Source organism: Kribbella sp. NPDC023855, assembly GCF_040639475.1.
Classification (GTDB): Bacteria; Actinomycetota; Actinomycetes; order Propionibacteriales; family Kribbellaceae; genus Kribbella.
Genome location: NZ_JBFAAA010000001.1, coordinates 21,334 through 44,609 on the forward strand (window position 1 = coordinate 21,334; position 23,276 = coordinate 44,609).

Consider the following 23,276-nt stretch of genomic DNA (forward strand, 5'->3'; position numbering starts at 1 on the left):
GCAGAAGGAACGACATGACCGTCAAGGCGATCCCCGAGGGCTACACGACGATCACGCCCTGGATCATCTCGAAGGACACGAACGCGCTGATGGACTACCTGACTCGCGCGTTCGGAGCCGAGGAGCTCTTCCGGGTCGCCGATGAGGACGGTGTCATCGGTCACGCCGAGATGCAGCTCGGCGACGCGAAGGTGATGATGTTCGACGCCCGGCCGGACTGGCCGCCGACGCCGGCCTACCTGCGCCTGTACGTCGAGGACGCGCGCGCCGTCCACCGGCAAGCCGTCGAGGCGGGCGGTACGTCGGTCACCGAGGTGACCCACCTGGCCTTCGGTGACCTGATCGGCCGGGTCCGCGACCCGTTCGGCAACCTCTTCTGGATCATGACCCGGATCGAGGACGTCACCGAGGAACAACTGGCCGAGCGCTACGCCGACCCGGAGTTCACCAAGGCCATGGAGTACGTGCAGGATTCGGAGTTCTTCCCGCCGCAGCAGTGACCCGGCGTCAGGGCCGACCGAGCAGGCGCAACGCCGTCAGCGCGTAAGCCTTCGCCGCGATCACCAGCTCATCGACGCCGACCGACTCGTCGGCGCGGTGGGCCTGATCGGTCACCGATCCAGGACCGAGCACCACCACCGGTACGCCGAGATCGCGCGCGATGAAGCCGCCATCGCAAGCCGCCGTCCAACCGCCCAGCGGCAGCGCCGGCCCTCCGGCGTCGGCCAGTGAAGCGTCGGTCACCCTCACCAGATCCGCATCGGCGTCGGTCAGGAACGCAGGCATCTCCATCGGCATCTCGAGCTCGACCGAGAGACCACGATCTTCCAGCCTGAGCGCCGCAACCCGCGCCCGCAGATCGTCGAGAACGCCGGCAGGGGACTCACCCGGAAGCAGCCGGCGGTCGGCGACCAGCGTGCACTCGGCCGGCACGATCGAACCGCCTGTACCGCCTTGGATCTGCCCGACACTCCATGTCGCCGCACCCAGCAGCGGATGCGGCCGAGTCGCCAGGTCGGCGTGCAGACGCTCGATCTCTGCAACGACGGCAGCCGCGCCGTAGATCGCGTTGGCGCCGTCGGCCGGGTTGCCCGCGTGGCAAGCCTTCCCGTGCACCGAGACCTTGAGATAGGAGTCTCCTCGGGCGCCGATGATGGTCTGCAAGTCCGTCGGCTCGGCGGTGATGCAGCCGAGCCAGGACCGGCCCGCAGCCTCGACGTACGAGCGGATGCCCTTGCCGGTCTCCTCTTCGTCCATCAGGGCGGCCAGCTCGACGGGGCCGCTCAGCCCCGTACCGCGCAACGCCGCGAGCGCGACGAGGGCGGCCGCGAGGCCGCCCTTCATGTCGGATGCGCCACGTCCGTAGATGCGCCCATCGGCCAACTCTCCACCGAAGGGATCCTTCGACCACCCGTCACCGACCGGTACGACGTCGGTGTGGCCGAGCAGGAGCAGCCCCGGACCGTTGCCACCGGCAAGAGTGATGCTGACGTTGTCCCGTCCGGGTTCGATGCGCGAAGCAACAACATCCAGCTCAAGCGACGTCGCAGCAGCAGTCAGCACCGCTACAGTCGCCGCCTCCTCACCTGGCGGATTCTGCCCGGTTGCCTGCAGCAACCGTTGGGTGAGCAGAACCAGAAGCTCCTCGTCGATGCGATCTAGAACAGCCTGCTCAACGGAAGTGATCACGAGCCCACCAGCTCACCCTCACACCGCAGCCGGGCGATGCCCTCGTGAACAAGAGCCGGTTCCGAGGTCTGCGGTAGCGGTGAGCTGGTCATGGGTCCAGTGTGCTGTCGATCGCGATGGCTGACAATCCGACGGACTACAGGCCGTGGCGGAAGCCCTGGCGCCAGCTGGCGTAGCGGGGTTGCCAGCTGAAGGTGTCCTTGGCCAGGGAGTTGTCGGCGCCGCGGATCTTGGTGAAGAAGTCGACCCCCACCTGGCCGATGGCCAGTTTCGCCAGCCAGGCCGGGATCTTGCGCGGCGCCTTCGCGCCCAGGATGCGGGCCAGCTCGGGCACCCAGACCGCCGCGGCCGCCGGGTCGTCGTCGGCGATCTGGTAGATGCCGGGAGCGCCGGTCGTGACCGCGCGCACGGTCGCGTCGGCCGCGTCGTCGTAGTGGATGAACGACCAGATGCCGGACCCGTCGCCGACCAGCGGCAGCTTGCCCTTCTGGATCAGCTCGATGGTCTCGCCGCCCTTGCCGATGGTTCCGCCCGGGCCGTAGAAGCTCGCGTACCGCAGTACGACGCCTTCGATCTCCTTGTCGCCGGTGACCGTGGCCTCCAAGCGGCGCAGGGCGTCCATCGACTGCCGGGTGCCGGGGGCCGGGTTCGGGTCGAGCGGGTCGGCCTCGGTCTTGGTCGTCGAGCCACCGCGCTGCAGGTTCCAGCCGGCGTAGCTCGCGACGACGATCCGGCGGACGCCGGCCGCGTGCGAGGCGGCCAGCAGGTTGTCGGTGCCCTCGGTGCGCAGCCGGTTGGTCAGCGCGAAACTCTGGTCGAACTTCTTGAAGTTGATGCCGCCCTTCAGCGCGGTCATCTGGTGGATGACCACCTCGGGACGCGCGGACACCACCGCGGCCTTCACCGCGGCGGCGTCCAGCCCGTCCGCGATCACCACGCCGGCACCCTGTGCCCTGAGACCGGCCGCGCCGGACTCGGAACGGATCATCCCGGTCACCTCGTGCCCGGCCGCGATCAGCTTGGGGACCAGCGAACGGCCGAGCCCACCGGTTGCTCCTGCCACCAAGACCTTCATGTCATCCTCCGTTGTCCTCGTTGTTTGACCCATGGACACGGGGGACAGGCAGGTTCGTGACTATGACGCGTGTCACATTCTCAGCGTGAGCGCAGCGTGGTCTCCAGCGGGCCGAAGGAGACGTTGAACCTCAGGTCGACCTGGAGAGCGTCTCCGTCGGGACGGCAGCGCAGGGTAACGACGTGCGGCGTCTCCAGGTGGCGCAGGGTGGCGACGAAGGTGTCGCCGTCGGCGTACGCGCTGGTCACCACGCGCTGCGCCGGATCGCGCAGCTCGTCGACGGACTCGCGCCAGTCGCCAGGTGCGAAGACGAGCTCCTGCGTGGTGCCGTCGGGAGCCTCCGCGTACTCCGTCAGGGGCCCGGCCTCGAGCGTGACGGTGCCCGTGCCATCGGGGTCCAGCCGGATGGACTTGATCCCCGTGGCGCTCGGTTCGAACTCGTACGTCCGCCCGTCGCCGCTGAAGGCGGGCCCGGTCGGCGGCAGCAGCTCCAGCTTCGGCGGGCGCGGAGTACCGTCGCCTGATTCGCCTTGCAGGGCAGGCAGCAGGTGTGTCCAGACGATGTCCATGACGGCTTGCATGTCCGGCGAAGCGCTCGTGATGACGAGAGTGGCGTCGTGGTCGGGGAAGACCAGGCAGAACTGCCCGAAGGCGCCGTCGCCTCGGTACGCGTTGTGCCGCGCGCGCCAGAACTGGAAGCCGTAGCCCTGTTTCCAGTCCGGGTTGGTCTCGGTGTCGTTCGGGACCTGCTTCTTCGTCGCCTCGTCGATCCAGGCGGCCGGTACAAGCTGCTTGCCATCCCACTCACCGCGCTGCAGCAGGAACTGGCTGAACTTTGCCAGCGACTCGGTGTTGAGGCTCAGCCCCCAGCCGCCGAAGCTGATGCCTTCCTGCGACTGCTCCCAGATCGCCTCGTGGGCGCCGAGCGGCCCGAACAGCCGCGGTCGTAGGTAGTCGAGCAGCGTCCGGCCGGTGATCCTCTGCAGGATCGCCGACAGCATGAACGTCGCGCCGGAGTTGTACACGAAGACGGTCCCCGGCTCGTGCTCCACCTCGAGGCTGAGGAAGCCGCGGACCGCCCGGCCACCGAGTCTGACGACGGTGTCCTCCGCGTGCCCGGTTGTCATCGTGAGCAGGTGCCGGACCGCCATCGCGGCCAGGTTGTCGCTGACCTTGTCCGGCAGGTCCTCCTCGCCGAAGAACGAGACGACCTTGTCATCGAGAGACAGCCTGCCTTCGCCGATGAGCAGACCGATCCCCATCGAGGTGAAGCTCTTCGACACCGAGAACAGCAGGTGCCGGTCCTGGAGCCGGTACGGCGACCACTCCTCGGCCAGCACCACGTGACCGTGCCGCTGCAGCATCACCGTGTGAATCTCTTGCTCGGACGCGTCGAGGGCGGCGACGAAGGCGTCCAGCGCGTCGGTGGATAGGCCTTGCTGTTCTGGGGTACTCCTTGGGAGGCTGCTCACCCTGAGCAAACTATCCCCTGGAACGGACAAGAAACACGTGATCTCACGCGCCGCCGTGATCCTGAACCCGATCAAGGTTCCCGATCCCGACGAGTTTCGCAGCAAGGTGGTCTCGGCCCTCACCGAGCGCGGCTTCGAGGAGCCGCTCTGGCTGGAGACGACCGTGGACGACGCCGGCTCGGCGATGGCCAAGCGGGCGATCGACGAGACCGTCGACCTGGTCGTGGTGGCCGGCGGTGACGGGACCGTGCGGGTCGTCTGCGCCGAGCTGGCCCGCAGCGGCATCCCGGTCGCGGTCCTCCCGGCCGGCACCGGCAACCTGCTGGCCCGCAACCTCGGCATCTCGCTCGATCTGGACCAGGCGCTGACCGAGTTGCTGGACGGTGGCGAGCAGCGGATCGACAGCGTTCAGATCGAGGGTGACCAGCTCGAGACCGACCGGTTCGTGGTGATGGCCGGCCTCGGGCTCGACGCCGCGATCATCGCCGACGCCCGCGACGGGCTGAAGAAGCAGATCGGCTGGGCGGCGTACGTGGTCTCGACCTTGAAGAACCTGAACCACCCGTTCGTCCGCGTCGAGATCACCGTCGACGACCGGCCACCGGTACGCCGCCGCGCGCGCACCGTCGTGATCGGCAACGTCGGCACCTTGCAGGCGAACATCCCGCTGCTCCCCGACGCCCGCCCCGACGACGGCCGGATCGACGCGGTCGTGCTGGCACCGCGCCGGCTCGCGCACTGGCCCCGGCTCGCCCTGAGCCTGCTGATCAAGTCGATGCAGGAAGGCCGGCACATCGAACGCTTCAGCGGCGAGACGATCCAGGTCCGCGCGGCCACGACCGTCCGCCGCCAGCTGGACGGCGACGAGATCACCGACGGCCATGCCCTGACCGCCTCGGTAGACCCCGGAGCGCTCCTGGTCCGGGTGCCCTGACGGCGAGCCGCCCGCAACCTGCACGAGCGGCTCGCCGGGTCAGTGCTGAACCAGTACTGCGACTGTGCGCGCCGGCACCGTGACCGTCCCGGTGCCCGCCGTCCAAGTGGTCTGTTTGACGACTGGGTCGGACCCTGCAGCCTGGATTGGGGAGAGGGCCAGGTTGGCACCCGACAGGCCGGGCACCTGCTGGGTGACGGCTGATCCGGTGCTGTTGAAGACGACGACAACGCCCTTCAGCGCGGGATCGACGTCCGGGCCGACGGTGTCGTCGATCCGCAGTACGACGACGCCTGGCTTGGCTGCTGCGGTGCCGCTGAGCGGGTAGGACAGCTTCTGGTTGATCAGGTCCGCCGAGCCCAGCCGGAAGAGCGGAGTGGAGAACCGGAGCTTGAGCAGATCGGTGGCCGCTGCGCTCGCGGTCGCCACATCGGCTGCCGACGGCTTGAGCGCCGGGTTGGCCAGCAGCGGCTTCATGAACGGCCACTTGGCCTCGTTGTCGGTCTTGGGTGGCAGGCCGTGGCCGAAGCCGTTGTCGGCGCCCGTCCAGTCGAGCGTGTTGAACCAGTCGCCCGAGTCGTAGGAGTTGCGATCCAGCGACTTGCTGCGCAGCAGGTCCGACCCCGCGTGCCAGAACGCCGGCGTCTGCGCCAGTGCGGTCGTCGTCAACGACAACGTGTTCATCCGGACCCGGTCGGCCATCGGCAGCGTCGCGGGCAGCTTGTAGGTGAGCGAGTCCCACAGGGTTTCGTTGTCGTGGGCATCGACGTAGCTGACCACCTCGACCGGCTGATCGGCGTACCCGGCCGGTGAACCGTTGTAGTCCACCCCATCACCCCGTACGACGGCGCCGCCGTCCGCGGAGCGGAAGGTGAACGACCGGAGGTTGCCCGCCAGCCCGAGCTGGACCAGGTCGGTGTCGTGGCCGAGGCGCTTGGCCTGGTCGGCCGGCGAACCGTTGACCGGGGCACCGTTCGGGTCACTCGCGGCACCGGAGCCGAAGCCCTGCTTGCGCGGGTCGTCGTCGAAGGGCCCGCCACCACGGACCGCGTCGCGCATCCGGTCGGAGAAGGTGCCGATGCCGGTGCCACCGAGGTTGCCCTGGGTGGCCTGGACGAAGAGGGCGTTGTTGGCGACCTCGCCGAAGTTCCAGCCTTCGCCGTACACGTAGACGCTCTTGCCGTCGACGCCGTCCTTGACGAGGGTCAGCTTGTCGAGCGCCGCCCGCACCTTGAGCATGTTCGCCTTGCTGTGGTGGCCCATGAGGTCGAAGCGGAAGCCGTCGACGTGGTAGTTGCGGGCCCACGAGACAGTGCTGTCGACCATGATCTTCTCGGCCATCGCGTGCTCGGTGGCGATGTTGCTGCAACAGGTCGAGGTCTCGACTCCACCGGTCTTGTTCAGCCGCTGGTAGTAGCCGGGCACGATCTTGTCGAGCACCGAGGTCGGCGCCTGACCAGCGGCCGGCGTGTGGTTGTAGACCTGGTCGAGAACGACGCGCAGCCCGGATTTGTGCAGCCCGCCGACCATCGTGCGGAACTCGGCGACCCGGGCCAGGCCGTCCTTCGCCGTCGCGTACGAGCCTTCGGGCGCGAGCCAGTGGTACGGGTCGTAACCCCAGTTGAAACCGTCCTTGGCAGCCACGGCGGAAACGCAAGCCTGCTGCTGCTCCGAGTCCGGCGGGAAGGACTTGAGATCACACGCCGGCTGCTGCTGACCCGTCTCCGGGATCGACGCAATGTCGAACGTCGGCAGCAGATGCACTGTGTTCAGGCCCGCCTGCGCCAACTTCCGCAGATGCTTCGTACCGTTGCCTTCGTCCGCGAAAGCCAGGTAGCTCCCGCGATGACCGGCCGGGACCGTCGAGTCGTTGATCGAGAAGTCCCGCACATGCAGCTCGTAGATCGTCGAGTCGACCGCACGGGCGAGCTTCGGCGACGGGCTGGCGGACCAGAGCGCAGGCTTACCGGCTGGGGAGTCGAGATTCACCGCCACCGAGTACGCCGAATCGGTGCTGAGGGCAAGCGAGTACGGATCGGTGACGACGTTGGTCTCGACCTTGCCGGTGCTCGGCGCGAACACCTTCACCTCGAACCGGTAGAGCGCGTTCTCCCAGCTTCGCCGGCCGTCCGCCGACCACGACCCGTCCGCGTTGCGCTGCATCGCGACCCGCTGCGAGCCGATCAGCAGCGTCACGTTCTGCGCGGTCGGCGCCCACACCGTGAACCGGGGAGTCCCGGCGCGCCACGTCACGCCGTACGAACGTGCGGTCGCGGCACCGGCGTACAGGTCGTCCAGTACGCCGGGAATCTGCACACCCGTTGCGTCGAGCAACCGCCCCGCATCGTCGTACTGCGCAAGCCCGAGCTGCCCGGTCAGGATCTTTCGGGCATCACCATGATCCAGTCTCAGCGCAACGTAACCGGCCAGCGCTGGGAACTTGGCGAGCACAGCCGGGGGAATGCCGGCAGGGTCGACGCGCAGCCCGGCCGAGCTGCCTCCGATGTCATCGGCATCGATCGCGAGCGATCCGGTCGGCGACCAGTGCAGTCGCCAGCGAGAGCGCTCAGGGTGCGCGACCGCCGGTACTGCGAGCAGATCCTCGCCGAGCCAGTACGCCTTGGCCTGCTTGAGATCCGGCTGGGCACCGGGCTTGGAGGTCGTCACGGTGAGGGTGTGGGTCGCGAGGACGTACGAGAACGTGACGACGAGCCCGTCACCCGGAACGGTGATCGGCACGTTGTTCGCCGGGTAGCTCTCGTCCCAGGACAGGTTGTGCGCGACCTTCGCCTCATAGCTCCCCGCTCCCAGCTCGGTGGTCGACCAGGTGTAGGTCCCGTCGCCGTTCTCGTCGGTCAGCCACGGCCGCATGCAGGACGGATCCCAGTCTCCCGGACAGCCCAACTCGGACTGGAACGACCCGGGCACCGTGATGATCGGTCCCTCCGCGGTGGAGGTGACGAAGTGCCGGCCGTGCTCGTAGTAGAAGCTGACCGGGCCCGCGGGTGCGGTGTAGGAGATGTTGGTGCCGTTCTGCGCACCGCCGGCGCCGTAGTTCACGTCCCAGTTCTTGTTGAGCGCTGCCTTGTAGGCGTGCTCACCGGCCGGGATCGTGTACGTGCCCTTCCACACCTTGTCCTTCGGGTCCAGCGCCAGCTGCGCCTGGTCGCAATCCGGTGACCAGTCCGCCGGACAGCCCATCTCGCTGTTGTGGTCGCCCGGCACCGACACGTTCGCCGGCTGTACGACCGGGCCGGTTGGACCGCCTCCGCCGCCACCAGGCGCCGGGGCGTCCCCAACGATCCCGTACGAGCCCGACACCGAGTAGTTGCCCGACGCATCCTTCAGCACCGAGCGGTACTCGAGCAGCGTGCCCTTCGGCAACTTGCTGACGTCCTGGAACACCCGGTACGGCGCGTTGTCGTCGGACCCGAGCCGCTGCCAACTCGTAGTACCGACTGGGCGGTAGCCGAAGGTGACGGTGACTGGGGTGTTCTCCGGGACCGCTGCGGCGATCTCGGCGCGGCCGCCGACGGTTGCGCCCGGCTCCGGCGAGCTCATGTAGACCGGGGGAGCGCTGCGGCGGCTCGGCAGCTGGCTGATCGCCTTGTAGACCGAGACGGACAGCGGTGCCGCAGTCACGGCCACACGGCCTTCACGGTCGGCCTTCAGCAGACCACTGCCACCGTAGATCGGCTTGAACAGGCCGTACTTCATGTAGGTCGGAATAGTGGCCGACTTGGCGGTCGTCGCGTTGTTGGCGACCACCAGGTACTCCGTGTTGTCCTTCCCATACCGGCTGAAAGCGTAGAGCCCGCCGGTGTTGGAGGAATACCGGTGCACCTGGGTGCCGTCGGCAAGCGTCGGGTACTGCGCCCGGAGCTTCTGCAGCGCGGCAATGTGCTGGTACATCGGCGCGTTGACGTCGAAGCGGTCCTTGCTGCCGATGGTCGTCGTACCGGTGCCGTCGACAACCTCGTCGTCGGTGTACTCGGCGGTCTTGGTGGCGAACATGTCCTGCCGGGCGTCCTTGTCGCCGCCCGGACCGGTGAAGCCCTGCTCGTCGCCGTAGTAGATCACCGGCTGGCCGCGCGTCAGGAACATCAGCGAGTGGGCCAGCTTGTCCCGGGCGAGCAGTTCGGTGCCGTTGGCGCCGGACTGCTTCAGGAAGGTGCCGACGCGGCCCATGTCGTGGTTGCCGAGGAAGGTCGGCAGTTGGTACGCGTTCGAGTCGGCGTCGGTGTAGTAGTCGTCGTTGGCGTAGAGGTCGCGCAGCTTGGTGCTCGGGTCGCCCTTCGCGAAGGCGACCGCGTTCTGCTGGAACCCGAAGTCGAGGGTCGCCTGCAGCGCGCCGGAGGTGGTGTAGGTGGACATGAACTTCGGGTCGGCGTCGAAGACCTCGCCGAACATGAAGAAGTTCTGCGTCCCCTTCGCCTTGGCGGCCTCGAGGATCTTCGGCGAGAACTTCTGCCAGAACTCCAGGTTGACGTGCTTGACGGTGTCGATCCGGAACCCGTCGATGCCCATCTCGGCCCAGGTCTTGTAGACGTCGATCATCCCGTCGCGGACCTTCGGCTGCTCGGTGAACAGGTCGTCCAGCCCGACGAAGTCGCCGTACTCCGCGGATTCACCGGCGAAGGTCGAGTCACCCCGGTTGTGGTAGAGCGTGGGGTCGTTCAGCCAGGCCGGCTGCTTGACCGTCTCGTCGGCCGGCGTCTTGAAGACCGGCACGTTCGGGAACGAGGTGTTGCGGTCCAGTGGTGGGAAGGTGTCGCCGGCGGCGTACTGCTTGTCGTCGAAGACGTTGCCCTGGGCGTCCTTGTAGGGGCTGGTCGACTTCGGGATGTAGCCGTACTGGCCGGACTGGTAGGCGATCACGTCCGCGGTGTGGTTGGTGATGATGTCGAAGAAGACCTTCATCCCCTTCCCGTGCGCCAGCTTGATCAGCTGCTGCATGTCCGCGTTGGTGCCCAGGTGTGGGTCGATCTGGGTGAAGTCGGTGATCCAGTAGCCGTGGTACCCGGCGCTCACGTTCGCGCCCTCGCCCTGGACCGGGCGGTTCTTGAACGACGGGGTCAGCCAGATGGACGTCGTACCGAGGGACTTGATGTAGTCGAGTTTCTGCATCACGCCGGCCAGGTCGCCACCGTGGTAGAAGCCCTTGTCAGCGGGGTCGAGCCCGGTCGTCAGCCGGTCGCCGGTGAGACCGCCGGCGTCGTTGGCCTTGTTGCCGTTCGCGAACCGGTCGGCCATCAGGAAGTAGAAGCGTTCCTTGGTGAGGTCCTGGCGGAGGCTCGGCGAGGCGAGAGCCCTGTCCGCCGCGGTCACCGCCGGTCCGGCCACGTCGACCGGCTTGACCGAAACCACGTGGGTGGTGTCGTCGTAACTGAACTGGACCTTCGCCGGGCCCTCGAGCCGGAGCGGGATGTTGGCGCCGTTGAGAACGCCCCCGGCCCCGTAGTTCTCGTCCCAGGCGCCGTTCACGGTCACCTTGTACTCGTAACTGCCCGCCGGTACGTCGAACACCTTCGTGTACGGCGCGGCCGTCCCGAGCCTGGTCGCGGGACAGGCCGGATCCCAGTCGCCCGGACACCCCAGCTCGCTCTGCAGCGAACCGGCGACCGTGATCACCCGATCCGCCTGCTGTGCGGCCTGCGCCGCTGTCGTTGTTCCCAACCCCAGCGCGACTACCGCCAGTGCGGTGAAACCCGCCGTCCATCGCCTGAAACCACGCATCAACGTCCCCTCCCACAACACTGCAACCTGCCGGGGACGCTAGCCCGGCCCTCCCACCGACGGAAGGCCTCAAAGGTCGCGGTCAGGTGACGAGACCGGGGAGGCTTTCCTCGATCGGGGTGCTGATGACGGCAGTGGCCTCTTCGTCGTACGGGGTGGGCTCGGCGTTCAGGATGACCAGCGGGACGCCATGCGACAGCGCGAGGTCGCAGAGGCCGGCGGCCGGGTAGACCTGGAGCGAGGTGCCGATCGCCAGGAAGAGGTCGGCCTGGCGGGTGGCCTCGGCCGCGTCGTCGAGGACCTGCTGGTCCAGGGACTGGCCGAACGAAATGGTGGCGGACTTGAGGATGCCGCCACAGATTTCGCAAGCCGGATCAGGGTCGCCCGCCTCGAGTCGAGGCAGGACGTCGGCCATCGGGAGGCGGTGGGCGCAGGTGAGGCAGTCGACGTACCAGACGGTGCCGTGCAGTTCATGGACGAGTGCGGGGGAGGAGCCCGCCTTCTGGTGCAGGCCGTCGACGTTCTGGGTGATCAGCCCGGTCAGGCGGCCCTGGCGTTCGAGGTCGACCAGGGCGCGATGACCGGCGTTGGGCTCGGCGTCCCACGCGGCCGCAGCCCGGCGGAACTTCCAGGCTTCGGCCCGGACCGCCGCCGACGCGACGTACTCGTCGATGTCGAACATCGCCTGCGCCGCCGGGTTCTTCGTCCACAGGCCCTGCGGGCCGCGGAAATCCGGGATCCCGGAGGCGGTGGAGATCCCGGCACCGGTCAGGACGGCGATCCGCTGGGCCTTGGCGACAAGCTCGGTCACGCCTCCGAACGTAGCGCAGCGGCCTTCCACTCCGGGGCGAGCACGGCCATCACGATCTCGTCGTACCGCTCGCCGTCCCACTTCAGCGCCTGCCGCTTGACGCCCTCGACGACGAAGCCGGCCTTCTCGTACGCGCGCTGGGCCCGCGGGTTGAAGGAGTAGACGCCGAGGTCGATGCGGTACAGCCCGAGTTCCTCGATCCCATAGCCGACGATCAACCGGGTGGCCTCGGTACCGAGCCCGCGGCCCCTGCCCTTCGGACCGATGAAGATCCGGAAGTTGCAGCTCTCGTCCTCCGGGCTCCAGTCGTTGAGCACCGCCTCGCCGACCACCTCACCGGAGGTCCGGTCGACGATCACCAGGTCCAGCCGATCGGTCTGCTCACCCCGCGTCCGGTACCACGTGCGCGCCGCCTCTTCGCCAATCTCTCCGCGACTCGCAGTGAGCTTCACCACCTCCGGATCGTCCATCGCCTCCTGCAGAGCGGGATAGTCGTCCTCGGTCACCGGCCGCAGCTCGACCAGCTCACCGGTCAACGTCGGCTTGTACGCAAAGTCGGTCACGCTGTGAAGTCTCGCCGCTGGCAGGTCGGGCGGCCACCGATTTAGCTGAGGCGGCGTACGACGTACTGGTTGTCGTCGGCCGAGACGAGTTCCTGGGCGCGCATGCGGCACCAGGCGGGAATGTCGGTGGCGGCGGCCGGGTCGTCAGCCAGGACGGTGATGGTGTCGCCGATGGCGAGGTCGGGGAACGCCTGCGCGAGTTTGATCACAGGGAGTGGGCAGAGCATGCCGCGGCAGTCGAGTGTCGTCACATGCCCACCTCCGCGCGAATCCGCCGGACGATGCCGGGCAGCACGATGGCGAAGCGGTCGACCTCTTCGTGGGTGCTCGTGCGGCCGAGGGAGATGCGGACGTTGCCGTGAGTGAGTACGCCCATCGCCGCGAGGACGTGCGACGGGCGCAGCGTGCTCGCAGTACAGGCTGAGCCGCTCGACACGGAGAAGCCCTCGGCGTCCAGGGCTGTGACGAGCGCCTCGCCGTCGACGTACAGGCAAGAGAAGGTGAGGACGTGCGGCAGCCGGTCGTCCGGATCGCCGACCACCTCGACGTCGGGGATGTCGGCCGCGACCCGGTGACGCAACTCGTCGATCCACGCCCAGTGCTGCTTGTTGAGCTCGTCAGCCTCAGTGAGGCGAGCCTGTAGAGCAGCCGCGGCGGCCAAGGCGGCGGGGACGTTCGGGTGACCGGGGGAGAGGCCGTCCTCTCGCTCATCCACAGGCCACGCCGGCGCCAACCGGGTCCCCTTCCGTACTGCGACCACCCCGACCCCCGCGGGCCCTCCCCACTTGTGAGCACTCGCGGTCAGCACCGACCAACCAGCCGGTACTACGTCGTGCGCGATGGAGGCGGCCGCATCGACGAGAAGCGGCACCTGGTGGGTTTGGCAGAGCTCGGCAACCTCGGCGATCGGTTGCCGGGTGGCCACCTCGTGATTGGCCGACTGGAGCGCGGCCACGGCTACACCTGGCTGCTCGAGCTGGGCGGCGAAGGCCTCCACGTCGACCCTTCCGAGGGCGTCGACGGCGACTTCGTTCGCAGTACCGGCTGCTGCGGCCGCATGGAGTACTGCGGAGTGCTCGACCGCCGAGTGCACGACCCGGTCGCCCACGCGGCGACGGGCTGCTGTCACAGCGAGTAGTCCGGAGTGGATCGCGGCCGTCCCGGAGGTGGTCAGGAACACCTCGTCAGGCCGTACTCCGATGCTCTCGGCAAGGACCGCTCTGGCGTTGTCGAGCAGCAGCCGGGCGGTCCGGCCCTCGTGGTGCAGCCGGGCCGGATCGGCCCAGCCGGAATCCAGCGCGGACAGCAAGACCTCCCGCGCAGCAGGATGCAGCGGTTCGGCTGTCGCGGCATCGAGGTACGCACGGCTGGTCACACGGGAAACGCTAAGCCCTACCTATGCGCGGAACGTCGGAAGGTGTCCAGTAGTGTTCTGTCGTCAGTCTCACCTGGGAAGGGAAAGGCGCCCCGTGGGTTCGAACGGCACGCCCGGAGTGGTGCGCGCAGCAGGTCTGAAGAGGGCCCGCGCCGCAGTACGTCCGGCGAAGCGACGCCTGCTGGTCGGTGCGGCGGTAGTGGTCGGCACATTGGTGCTGACCGGCTGCTCGTCGGAGACCAACGCGCAGTGGAAACGACTCGGTCTGCCCGAGGGCGCATCAGACCGGACCGAGGCGGTGAGGAGCCTGTGGATCGGCGCCTGGATCGCTGCCTTGATCATCGGTGTGGCGGTCTGGGGCCTGATCCTGTTCGCCTCCGTCCGGTACCGCCGGCGGAGCGAGGACGCGCCGCGGCAGACGCGCTACAACCTGCCGCTCGAGGTCCTCTACACGCTGGCACCCTTCGCGATCATCGGTGTGCTCTTCTTCTACACGGTAGAGAACGGCAACAAGATCACCGCGATGTCGGACAACCCGGCCCACACGATCAACGTGGTCGGCCAGCAGTGGCAGTGGACGTTCAACTACAAGGAGACCGTCGACGGCAAGGAAGGCGTCTGGGAGACCGGCACGCTGGACAAGCCCGCCGAACTGGTGCTGCCGGTGAACGAGTCGGTGCACTTCGAGCTGACCTCGCCGGACGTCATCCACTCCTTCTGGGTGCCCGCGTTCTACTTCAAGCTGGACGTCATCCCGGGCCGGACCAACCGGCTCGAGCTGACCCCGACCAAGACCGGCACCTTCGCGGGTAAGTGCGCGGAGCTGTGCGGTCTCTACCACAGCCGGATGGTGTTCACCGTCAAGGTGGTCACCGCCGACGAGTACCAGGCGCACCTGAGGGAACTGGCCGCCAAGGGCCAGACCGGCGCGGCGACCGGTGGCCAGGACGCGACCACCATTCCCGGCCACGGGAAGCAGGAGGGCGAGAAGTGACCGACTTCGCCGAGCGCACAGGCGCCGTCAGCGCGGCGACCGCGCTGCCCAGGCGGCGCAGCAAGGGCCAGATCGCGGTCAAGTGGATGACCACCACTGACCACAAGCTGATCGGTCACCTCTATCTGATGACCTCGTTCGCGTTCTTCCTGGTCGGTGGCGTGATGGCGCTGCTGATCCGGGCGGAGCTGGCGAAGCCGGGTCTGCAGATCGTGAACGAAGAGGTCTACAACCAGCTCTTCACCATGCACGGCACGATCATGCTGCTGCTGTTCGCGACGCCGCTGTTCGTCGGGTTCGCGAACGTGATCATGCCGGTCCAGATCGGTGCTCCCGATGTGGCCTTCCCGCGACTGAACATGTTCAGCTTCTGGCTGTTCCTCTTCGGCGGTCTGATCACCATCTCCGGCTTCTTCACCCCGGGTGGAGCCGCCGACTTCGGCTGGTTCGCCTACGCACCGCTGTCCAACGCGGTCCGCTCACCGGGTATCGGTGGTGACCTGTGGATCATGGGTCTGTGGATGGCCGGTCTCGGCACGATCCTGGGCGCGGTGAACTTCGTCACCACGATCATCACCATGCGGGCACCCGGTATGACGATGTTCCGGATGCCGATCTTCACCTGGAACATCCTGGTGACGTCGATCCTCGTGCTGATCGCGTTCCCGATCCTGGCCGGCGCGCTGCTGATGCTGGAGGCGGATCGAGCCTTGGGGGCTCACGTCTTCGACGCCGCGAACGGTGGGCCATTGCTGTGGCAGCACCTGTTCTGGTTCTTCGGGCATCCCGAGGTCTACATCATCGCGCTGCCGTTCTTCGGCATCATCACCGAGATCCTGCCGGTCTTCAGCCGCAAGCCGGTGTTCGGCTACATCGGTCTGGTCGGCGCGACGCTGTGGATCGCCGTCCTCTCGGTGGCGGTGTGGGCACACCACATGTTTGTCACCGGCGCGGTGAACCTGCCGTTCTTCTCCTTCATGACCTTCCTGATCGCGGTGCCGACCGGCGTGAAGTTCTTCAACTGGATCGGCACGATGTGGGGCGGGTCGGTGTCCTTCGACACCCCGATGCTCTGGTCGGTCGGCTTCCTGACGACCTTCCTGTTCGGCGGCCTGACCGGCGTCATCCTGGCGTCGCCGGCCCTGGACTACCAGCTGTCCGACTCGTACTTCGTGGTCGCGCACTTCCACTACGTGGTGTTCGGCACGGTGGTGTTCGCGATGTTCGCGGGCTTCTACTTCTGGTGGCCGAAGATGACCGGCCGGATGCTCGACGAGAAGCTCGGCAAGCTGCACTTCTGGCTGCTGTTCATCGGGTTCCACACGACGTTCCTGGTGCAGCACTGGCTGGGTGTCGAGGGCATGCCGCGGCGCTACGCGTCGTACGGGGCCAACGAGGGCTTCACCACGCTGAACGAGGTGTCCAGCGTCGGTGCCTTCGTGCTCGGTCTGTCGATGCTGCCGTTCTTCTACAACGTCTACAAGTCGCGGAAGTCGCCGCTCGTGGGCGTCGACGACCCGTGGGGCTGGGGCCGTTCGCTGGAGTGGGCAACGAGTTCGCCGCCGCCGCGGCACAACTTCGTCAGCCTGCCGCGGATCCGGTCGGAGAGTCCTGCCTTTGATCTGCACCACCCGGAGATCGCCATGTCGGAGTACCCGGACAGCGGCGCACCCCGGGACAACCTGCTGGACGCCGGCGAGGACCAGGGCCGGGTCGAGAATCTCGAGCGCAACCTGGGCGCCGGTACGAGCGTGGACGGAGAGGGTAAGGCATGAAGGCGGAGGCCTGGGTCTTCGGCATCCTGACGCTGTTCGTCCTCATCGTGACACCGATCTACTGGATCATGTCCGAGGACCCGACCGGCACCACCGCGCTGGTGATGACGTTCTTCCTGGCGCTGCTGGTGTCCTTCTACCTGGCCATCACCGGCCGCCGGATGGACGCCCGTCCGGAGGACCGCAAGGAAGCCGAGATCGTCGAAGGAGCCGGTGAGCTGGGCTTCTTCCCGCCGTACTCCTGGTGGCCGCTGTGGTGCGCGCTGACCCTGTCGGTGATCGTGCTCGGACTGGTCTTCGGCTGGTGGCTGTTCATCATCGGTGCCGGCATCGGCATCGTGACACTGAGTGGCTGGGTGTTCGAGTACTACCGCGGTGACCACGCTCACTGAGTCAACTTTTTCGGCTGTCCGAACGTCACCAGTACAGCGGGCCGTTAGTGGTTCCGCCGTACTGGTGACGTTCTCAGTGCGTGGGTATGACCGACGGGCGAGCTAGGCTTTGCGCGGCGGCTGAAAGCAATACAGGGGAGCTCAGGTGTTGAGTAGTACGGTCCGGAAGCACGGCCTTGCCGTGGCGGGGATCTGCGCGATGCTGCTGGTCGGCACCGCCTGCAGCGACACGAAGGCGGCCGATCCAGCACCATCCACCGGCAACTCGCCGAGCGCCACCAACCCAAGCACCCCTGGTTCGTCCAGTACGCCGGACCCCTCCACGACGCCGACCGACGACCCGGCCGCCGCGAACGTCAAGGTCGTCCCGGCCAAGGGCGCCACCTCGGTCCGCCCGGACCAGCCGGTCACCGTCACGAGCGACGGCGGCGAACTGTCCGACGTCACGCTGAAGGACTCCAACGGCGGGACCGTCGACGGAGTTTTCAACGCCGAGAAGTCGCAGTGGACCTCCAAGCCCGAGCTGAAGCCCGGCGCGAAGTACACGCTCACCGCTACGGCGAAGGGGACTGACGGCAACAGCGTCCCGATCAAGTCGGACTTCAGGACGCTGTCCGCGGCCCGCAACCTGAAAGCCTCGGTGGCTCCGCTCAACGGCGAAACCGTCGGTGTCGCGATGCCGATCCAGGTCTTCTGGAACAACCCGGTCAAGGACCGCGCGGCCGTCGAGAAGCGCCTCACCGTAAAGACCTCGGTCCCGGTCGAGGGCAGCTGGCACTGGGTCAGCAGCAAGCAGGTCAACTACCGGCCGAAGACGTACTGGCCCGCCGGAACCAAGGTCTCCGTGCTCATCGACACCCAGGGCGTCAACGCCGGCACCAACATCTGGGGCTCCGCGAGCCGCAAGATCGACTTCGCCATCGGCCGGTCCGTCATCACCAAGATCGATGTCAAGAAGCACACGATGACGGTCGCGATCAATGGGAAGCTGGCGCGGACGATCCCGATCACCGCGGGGAAGAGTGGCTTCACGACCCGGAGTGGCACCAAGGTCATCATGGAGAAGTACCCCGTCAAGCGGATGGACGCCCGGACAGTCGGCATCAAGCCGGGGGATCCGGAGTACTACGACATCCACGACGTGAAGTGGGCGCAGCGGGTGACGAGCTCTGGTGAGTTCATCCACGGGGCTCCGTGGTCGTCGGGCAGCCAGGGCACTGAGAATGTCAGTCACGGGTGCATTGGAATGAGCCTTCCGAATGGGCAGTGGTACTTCTCCCAGACGCTGCGTGGCGACCCGGTCGTAGTCGTTGGCACGGCGCGAACGATGGAGCCCAACAATGGGTGGACCGATTGGAATGAGTCGTGGGCGAAGTACAAGGCGGGCTCGGCCCTCGCCTGAGGTTTGCTTGCCCCACGCCGGCGCCACGCTCGCTCTGCGCCGGCTCCCGCCCGCCCGTGAAGGCGCTCCTGCGTCGCGCGACGGCGAAGGCGTGGGGGTGCGTCTAGCTCGCGGGAGCGGGCCCTGGGGCGGGTCGCCGGGGCGGGCTCCAGTCGCTTACCGGACCCGCTGACGCCAGACCCACGCCCGCGCCGCCCTCGCTCCTGCGTCGCTCACTCTGCGCCGGCTCCCGCCCGCCCGTGAGGCGCTCCTGCGTCGCGCGACTGCGAAGGCGGAGCGGCGCGCCTAGCTCGCGGCAGCCGGCCCTGGGGTGGGTCGCCGAGGCGGGCTCCAGTCGCTTACCGAACCCGCTGACGGCAGACCCAGGCCCGCGTCGCGCGACTGCGAAGGCGTGGGGGAGGCGCCGGGGTCGCCGCGATGGGGGTCCTGTTGGGTGGGCGCGCGGGGCGGGCTCCAGTTGCGTATCGGATCCGCTTGGGTGGGAGAGGCGCTCCTGCGTCGCGCGCTGCAAAGGCGGGGCGGGGCGCGCCTAGCTCGCGGCAGCGGGCCTGGGAGGGTTGCAGGGCGGGGCTCTAGGCGGATATCGGACTCGCTTGGGTGGGGGGAGAGGGGCGGGGCTCGAGGCGCCGTATCGGATCCGCCCAGGTGGGGGAGCAGGGCCGGGCTCCCGTCGCTTGCAGAGCGACTGCGAGGGCGTGGGAGAGGCATCTGGGTTGCGCAGATCGACGTACCTATGACGGTGCCGTGGGGCACGCTGCTGTCGATCGGAGTGATCGGATGACTGGTGTGCCGGCGGACAGGTAGTGCGGCTGATGTACGCCGTCTCGCGTGCAGTCCGCAGGCGTGACCGCACTAGCTTCCAGCAAACACCTCCTGTTCCTCGGCACGCGGTCCGCCTCCGTTGAGGCAGACCGGTGCACGAGCCAGTCGGCCGCGGTCGGCTGGCTCGTGCGGGGTTAGCTCAGGAAGACTGTGTGCACAGGGTCGCGTTCAGGAGCTTGCCCAGTGCTACCGGGAAGTCCTTCAGGAGGTCGATGTCGGCCTCTCCGGTGGTGATGGATGCGGTGAGGGTCTTGCTGCCGTCCGCTGTGCTGTACATCAGCGCGCCGTAGCCCCCAGGCGGGCTGCCGTTGTGCTGGTAGAAGGTGCCGCCACACGCAGGACCCAGGTCCTGGACAAACAACCCAAGGCCGTAGCTCATCTTGCCGTAAGGCTCCCGCATCTCGGCGAGCAGTGACGGCGGTAGGAGCTTGCCGGTCATCAGGGCGGTGATGAAGGTTTGGAGGTCCTGGGTGGTCGAGATCATGTCGCCGGCACCTGCCAGCAGCGAGAGGTTCTGGCGGCTGACGTCGACGACCTTCCATTCGCCGGTGTCCTGGTAGCGGTAGTAGCCGTGGGCGTGCGGCCCCGGGAGTTGGCTTCGGTTGCCTGGTACGGAGGTGCCTGTCAGTCGCAGAGGGCGCAGGATCCGCCGCTGCATCTCCTCGGTGTAGGAGTGGCCGGTGATCTTCTCGATCAGGAGCAGGGCGACGGTGTAGTTGGTGTTGGAGTAGTTCTGATCGGTACCAGGCGCGAACACCAGCGGCTTGGACAGCGCAAACTGCACCAGCTGCTCCGGTCGGTACGAGCGGAAGCGATTCTCCACCCACTCCTTGCCGGCCGAGGGGAGGCCCGGTTCGCTGGTCCCGTTGTAGTGCTCGCCGGTGTAGTTGAACAGTCCGCTCGTGTGCCGCAGCAGCATCCGCACGGTGATCCGGGGGTCGAGCCCGAGCCGCGGCAGGTACCCGGTCACCGGAGCATCAAGCTTGATCCTGCCCTCGGCCACCAGCTGCAGCACCACAGTCGCCGTGAACGTCTTGGTCACGCTCCCGACCCAGGTCCGCCCGTTCGTCGGCGGCTTCGCAGGCGAGCCCAGGCGGCGTACCCCAGCACTACCAACCCACTCGCCGCGCTCATCCTTCAGCCGGAGCTGCACCCCGCCGAATCCAGCGTCCACAAACGCCTGAAGGGCCTCCTGCAGCTCCGGCCGCTCCTGCTCAGCAGAAGCCGCCGGCAGGCCGTTGTGGGCCGCCTGAGCCGAAGGTGCGACTGCCACCCCCGCCGCCAGCGCGACCGTCACCGCCGCAACCCCTACCCGCCGGCGAAGTCCCGGCACTCTCTCAGAGAACATCTTGCGCAGCCCCGAGGCCGCGATCTTCGAAGTGGTCATGACGATCAGCCTGGCGCGGGCCCCTGACGCCGAGCCGCCATCGCGCTGACACGAACCCCGGAAAAGCAGAAGACCCCGGCCGGAGCCGGGGTCTTCTAGGTGTTGCGGAGATCAGTGGTGCTTGGTGGTGCTGACCTCGCGAGCGGTGTCCTCGTCGAGCTCGACGGTGCCGGTGATGCCTTCCACCGCTTCGTGCTCGTCGTGGTGGCCGTGCGCGTGCGCCTCTTCGATCTCTGCCGCCGTCGGTTTCTGCACCGCGTCGGCGAAGTAGAAGCTGGACAGCTTGGCGCGGACCTTGTTCAGCGCCCGCTTCGGAGCCCGTACGCCGTTGTCGTCCGTCTCCGGGCCGATCTCGAGCGGGAGGATCCGGTCCCGGGCGGTGAGCTCGTAGGCCTCGTACTTCGAGATCGGGGTGTGCTTCTCGTAGTACGCGCCCTCGGGGGTCCGGACGATGATGCCGGACTCGAGGCCGTGCAGGAGCCGCTCGTTGTCGGCGCGCTGCAGGGAGATCGCGACCCGCCGGGTGACCCAGAAGGCGAGGATCGGGCCGACGAAGACCGCGATCCGCAGGAACCAGGTCACGTTGTTCAGCGAGACCCCGAAGTGGGTGGCGATCAGGTCGTTACCACCGCCGATCCAGAGCAGGCCGTAGAACGTGATGAACGCGGCGCCGATACCGGTCCGGGTCGGCATGTTGCGCGGCCGGTCCAGCAGGTGGTGTTCGCGCTTGTCGCCGGTGATCCAGCCTTCGATGAACGGATACAGGGCGACCAAGGTGACGAACGCCGGCGGGATGAGCAGCGCCGGTATCAGCAGGTTCCAGCTGAGCGTGACGCCCCAGAAATGACTCTCGAATCCCGGCATCAGGCGCACGGAGCCCTCCAGCCAGCCCATGTACCAGTCGGGCTGGGAGCCTGCGGTCACCTCGGCCGGGTTGTACGGCCCGTACAGCCACACCGGGTTGATCTGCAGCAGCGCGCCCATCAGGGCGGTGATGCCGAAGACGACGAAGAAGAAGCCACCGGCCTTGGCCATGTAGACCGGCATCAGCGGGTAGCCGACGACGTTCTTCTCGGTCCGGCCGGGACCCGGGTACTGCGTGTGCTTGTGGTACACGACCAGGAACAGGTGAGCCGTCACCAGGGCCAGGATCAGACCCGGGATCAGCAGCACGTGCACGGTGAAGAACCGGGACACCATGTCGTCACCCGGGAACTCGCCACCGAAGATGAAGAAGCTCAGGTAGGTGCCGATCACCGGGGAGGCCTGAATCATGCCCTGGGTGATCCGCAGACCGGTACCGGACAGCAGGTCGTCCGGCAGACCGTAGCCGATGAAGCCCTCGATGATGCCGAGGAACAGCATCCCGAAGCCGATCACCCAGTTCAGCTCACGCGGCTTGCGGAACGCGCCGGTGAAGAAGATGCGGAGCAGGTGGACCATCATCGAGGCGACGAACAGCACGGCCGCCCAGTGGTGGATCTGCCGCATCAGCAGACCGCCGCGGATGTCGAACGAGATGTCCAGGGTGGAGGCGTAGGCCTCCGACATGTGCAGACCCTTGAGCAGGCTGTACGAGCCCTGGTACTCGATCTCGGCCATCGACGGCTTGAACCAGAAGGTCAGGAAGACACCGGTCAGCAGCAGGATGATGAAGCTGTAGAGAGCGATCTCACCGAGCATGAAGGACCAGTGGTCCGGGAACACCTTGCGGAGGTTCTTCTTGCCGATCTTCCCGATGCCCAGACGGTCGTCGAGATACTTGACCGGCGGGGGAAAGTCTTTCTCAGCCACGGTTGTCACCCTCGTTCCCAGAAGCTCGGGCCGACCGGCTCGGTGAAGCCGCTCTGCGCGACAAGGTAGCCCTCTGCGTCCACGGCCAATGGTAGCTGAGGCAGCGGACGGGCCGCCGGGCCGAAGACGACCTTGGCGCCGTCGGCCAGGTCGAACGTCGACTGGTGGCACGGGCACAGCACGTGGTGCGTGGTCTGCTCGTACAGCGAGATCGGGCAACCGACGTGGGTGCAGATCTTGGAGTAGCACAGGATGCCGTCGACACCCCAGTTCTCCCGGCCGGCCGGCGTCCGGATCTCGTTCGGGGCGATCCGCACCACGATCACCGCGGCCTTGGCCTTGGCGTTCTGGTACTCGACCGGGCTCTCCTCCTGGATCGGATTCAGGTTCGCCGGGGCCGCGTTGACCAGCTGGCCGACGACCAGGTCGGACGGCTTGATCGGGCGCAGCGTGACGTCGTTGACGACCCGGATGCCCTTGGCCCAGATGGTGTTGTAGAGGCTGCGGCCGGGCAGCGGGCCGAGGTCGCGGAGCAGCACGATGGCCGGCAGGCCGAGCAGGCCCATCGCGCCGATCAGCGAGCGGCGGATCAGCTTGCGGCGGGTGAAGCCGGACTCGGCCACGCCGACCTGGAAGGCGTCGATGATCTCGGTCTTCTGCTGCGGCGTGGAGTGCGCGTCGTGCCGGTCCTCGGCGATCTCGGTGTCGACCATCAGCTTCTTGGCCCACTGGATCGCGCCGGCACCGATCAGGAACAGCGCCAGCCCCAGGCACAGGCCGATCGTCATGTTGTTCGCGTTACCGGTCAGCGGCCCGAACTGGAGGATCGCGTCGCGCGGGATGGCGAAGTACGCGACGCAGGAGCCCAGGGCGAGCAGCCCGGCCAGGCCGAACATCGTCGCGACCTGGCGCTCGACGCGGTCGGCGGCCTTCGGGTCGATGTCGGTGATGCGGAGCTCGTGCGGCTCGATGCCCGGATCCGGGATCGGCTCCGCCAGCACCACCTGGCCGTCGTGACCCTGCTCGGCCTTTACGGCGGGCAGGTTGTCCTTCTC

The 23,276-nt window shown here is 67.5% G+C and carries 17 protein-coding genes; 6 read left to right on the plus strand and 11 right to left on the minus strand.

The genetic code is table 11. From position 1 onward, the window contains the following. Positions 1 to 14 precede the first annotated feature (14 nt). Positions 15 to 500 (plus strand): VOC family protein, encoded by a 486-nt coding sequence (locus AB0F51_RS00095; RefSeq protein ID WP_360271604.1) that lies wholly within the window; start codon positions 15 to 17, stop codon positions 498 to 500. Positions 501 to 507: 7 nt separating this feature from the next. Here the strand turns inward: AB0F51_RS00095 and AB0F51_RS00100 are convergent, their stop codons facing one another. From AB0F51_RS00100 to AB0F51_RS00110, 3 genes are all read right to left on the minus strand, one after another. Continuing rightward, positions 508 to 1,689 (minus strand): M20 family metallopeptidase, encoded by a 1,182-nt coding sequence (locus AB0F51_RS00100; protein ID WP_360271607.1) that lies wholly within the window; start codon positions 1,687 to 1,689, stop codon positions 508 to 510. 136 nt (positions 1,690 to 1,825) lie between these two features. Beyond that, positions 1,826 to 2,764, minus strand: coding sequence for an NAD(P)-dependent oxidoreductase (locus AB0F51_RS00105; RefSeq protein ID WP_360271610.1), 939 nt, complete (start codon positions 2,762 to 2,764; stop codon positions 1,826 to 1,828). An 80-nt stretch (positions 2,765 to 2,844) separates the two neighbouring features. After that, on the minus strand, positions 2,845 to 4,236 hold the full coding sequence (locus AB0F51_RS00110; protein ID WP_360271613.1) for a serine hydrolase: 1,392 nt from the start codon (positions 4,234 to 4,236) through the stop codon (positions 2,845 to 2,847). Positions 4,237 to 4,273: 37 nt separating this feature from the next. On the opposite strand from AB0F51_RS00110, the gene AB0F51_RS00115 reads away from it, so the two are divergent. Continuing rightward, positions 4,274 to 5,170: a diacylglycerol kinase family protein gene (locus AB0F51_RS00115; RefSeq protein ID WP_360271616.1), complete on the plus strand. Its 897-nt coding sequence runs from the start codon at positions 4,274 to 4,276 to the stop codon at positions 5,168 to 5,170. 39 nt (positions 5,171 to 5,209) lie between these two features. Here the strand turns inward: AB0F51_RS00115 and pulA are convergent, their stop codons facing one another. From pulA to AB0F51_RS00140, 5 genes are all read right to left on the minus strand, one after another. Then, the gene (pulA, locus tag AB0F51_RS00120; protein ID WP_360271619.1) at positions 5,210 to 10,906 is read right to left on the minus strand and encodes a pullulanase-type alpha-1,6-glucosidase; all 5,697 of its coding nucleotides are present in this window, start codon (positions 10,904 to 10,906) and stop codon (positions 5,210 to 5,212) included. 82 nt (positions 10,907 to 10,988) lie between these two features. Then, on the minus strand, positions 10,989 to 11,717 hold the full coding sequence (locus AB0F51_RS00125) for a Sir2 family NAD-dependent protein deacetylase (protein ID WP_360271622.1): 729 nt from the start codon (positions 11,715 to 11,717) through the stop codon (positions 10,989 to 10,991). Next, positions 11,714 to 12,280, minus strand: a complete 567-nt coding sequence (locus AB0F51_RS00130) for a GNAT family protein (RefSeq protein ID WP_360271625.1) — start codon at positions 12,278 to 12,280, stop codon at positions 11,714 to 11,716. Before AB0F51_RS00130 ends, AB0F51_RS00125 begins: the two co-directional genes overlap by 4 nt. Positions 12,281 to 12,321: 41 nt before the next feature. Beyond that, on the minus strand, positions 12,322 to 12,531 hold the full coding sequence (locus AB0F51_RS00135) for a sulfurtransferase TusA family protein (RefSeq protein WP_360271628.1): 210 nt from the start codon (positions 12,529 to 12,531) through the stop codon (positions 12,322 to 12,324). Next, positions 12,528 to 13,655 (minus strand): aminotransferase class V-fold PLP-dependent enzyme, encoded by a 1,128-nt coding sequence (locus AB0F51_RS00140; protein ID WP_360271631.1) that lies wholly within the window; start codon positions 13,653 to 13,655, stop codon positions 12,528 to 12,530. Before AB0F51_RS00140 ends, AB0F51_RS00135 begins: the two co-directional genes overlap by 4 nt. Positions 13,656 to 13,749: 94 nt before the next feature. Between AB0F51_RS00140 and coxB the strand changes: the two genes are divergently transcribed. The 4 genes from coxB (at position 13,750) to AB0F51_RS00160 (ending at position 18,218) form a co-directional block, all read left to right on the plus strand. Further along, positions 13,750 to 14,649 (plus strand): cytochrome c oxidase subunit II, encoded by a 900-nt coding sequence (gene coxB, locus AB0F51_RS00145; protein ID WP_360271634.1) that lies wholly within the window; start codon positions 13,750 to 13,752, stop codon positions 14,647 to 14,649. Positions 14,650 to 14,735: 86 nt separating this feature from the next. After that, entirely contained in the window at positions 14,736 to 16,424 is a 1,689-nt protein-coding gene (gene ctaD / locus AB0F51_RS00150; RefSeq protein WP_360274523.1) for a cytochrome c oxidase subunit I, read from the plus strand. Then, complete coding sequence (locus tag AB0F51_RS00155) at positions 16,421 to 16,816, plus strand: cytochrome c oxidase subunit 4 (protein WP_360271636.1); 396 nt, start codon at positions 16,421 to 16,423, stop codon at positions 16,814 to 16,816. The genes ctaD and AB0F51_RS00155 overlap by 4 nt, the downstream gene beginning before the upstream one ends. Before the next feature lie 145 nt (positions 16,817 to 16,961). Further along, complete coding sequence (locus AB0F51_RS00160; protein WP_360271639.1) at positions 16,962 to 18,218, plus strand: Ig-like domain-containing protein; 1,257 nt, start codon at positions 16,962 to 16,964, stop codon at positions 18,216 to 18,218. A 961-nt stretch (positions 18,219 to 19,179) separates the two neighbouring features. On the opposite strand, the gene AB0F51_RS00165 is transcribed toward AB0F51_RS00160, so the two are convergent. The 3 genes from AB0F51_RS00165 to AB0F51_RS00175 form a co-directional block, all read right to left on the minus strand. Further along, positions 19,180 to 20,427: a serine hydrolase domain-containing protein gene (locus tag AB0F51_RS00165; RefSeq protein ID WP_360271642.1), complete on the minus strand. Its 1,248-nt coding sequence runs from the start codon at positions 20,425 to 20,427 to the stop codon at positions 19,180 to 19,182. Between the two features lie 111 nt (positions 20,428 to 20,538). After that, positions 20,539 to 22,230, minus strand: coding sequence for a ubiquinol-cytochrome c reductase cytochrome b subunit (locus tag AB0F51_RS00170; RefSeq protein ID WP_360271645.1), 1,692 nt, complete (start codon positions 22,228 to 22,230; stop codon positions 20,539 to 20,541). Next, positions 22,227 to 23,225 (minus strand): Rieske 2Fe-2S domain-containing protein, encoded by a 999-nt coding sequence (locus AB0F51_RS00175; RefSeq protein ID WP_360274526.1) that lies wholly within the window; start codon positions 23,223 to 23,225, stop codon positions 22,227 to 22,229. Before AB0F51_RS00175 ends, AB0F51_RS00170 begins: the two co-directional genes overlap by 4 nt. Positions 23,226 to 23,276: the final 51 nt, after the last annotated feature.

What these genes read in the sequence shown, in the direction of transcription:
- ctaD (WP_360274523.1), top strand. Translation starts at nt 14,736, where the DNA reads ATGACCACCACTGACCACAAGCTGATCGGTCACCTCTATCTGATGACC.
- AB0F51_RS00165 (WP_360271642.1), bottom strand. Translation starts at nt 20,427, where the DNA reads ATGACCACTTCGAAGATCGCGGCCTCGGGGCTGCGCAAGATGTTCTCT.
- pulA (WP_360271619.1), bottom strand. Translation starts at nt 10,906, where the DNA reads ATGCGTGGTTTCAGGCGATGGACGGCGGGTTTCACCGCACTGGCGGTA.
- AB0F51_RS00095 (WP_360271604.1), top strand. Translation starts at nt 15, where the DNA reads ATGACCGTCAAGGCGATCCCCGAGGGCTACACGACGATCACGCCCTGG.
- AB0F51_RS00155 (WP_360271636.1), top strand. Translation starts at nt 16,421, where the DNA reads ATGAAGGCGGAGGCCTGGGTCTTCGGCATCCTGACGCTGTTCGTCCTC.
- AB0F51_RS00105 (WP_360271610.1), bottom strand. Translation starts at nt 2,764, where the DNA reads ATGAAGGTCTTGGTGGCAGGAGCAACCGGTGGGCTCGGCCGTTCGCTG.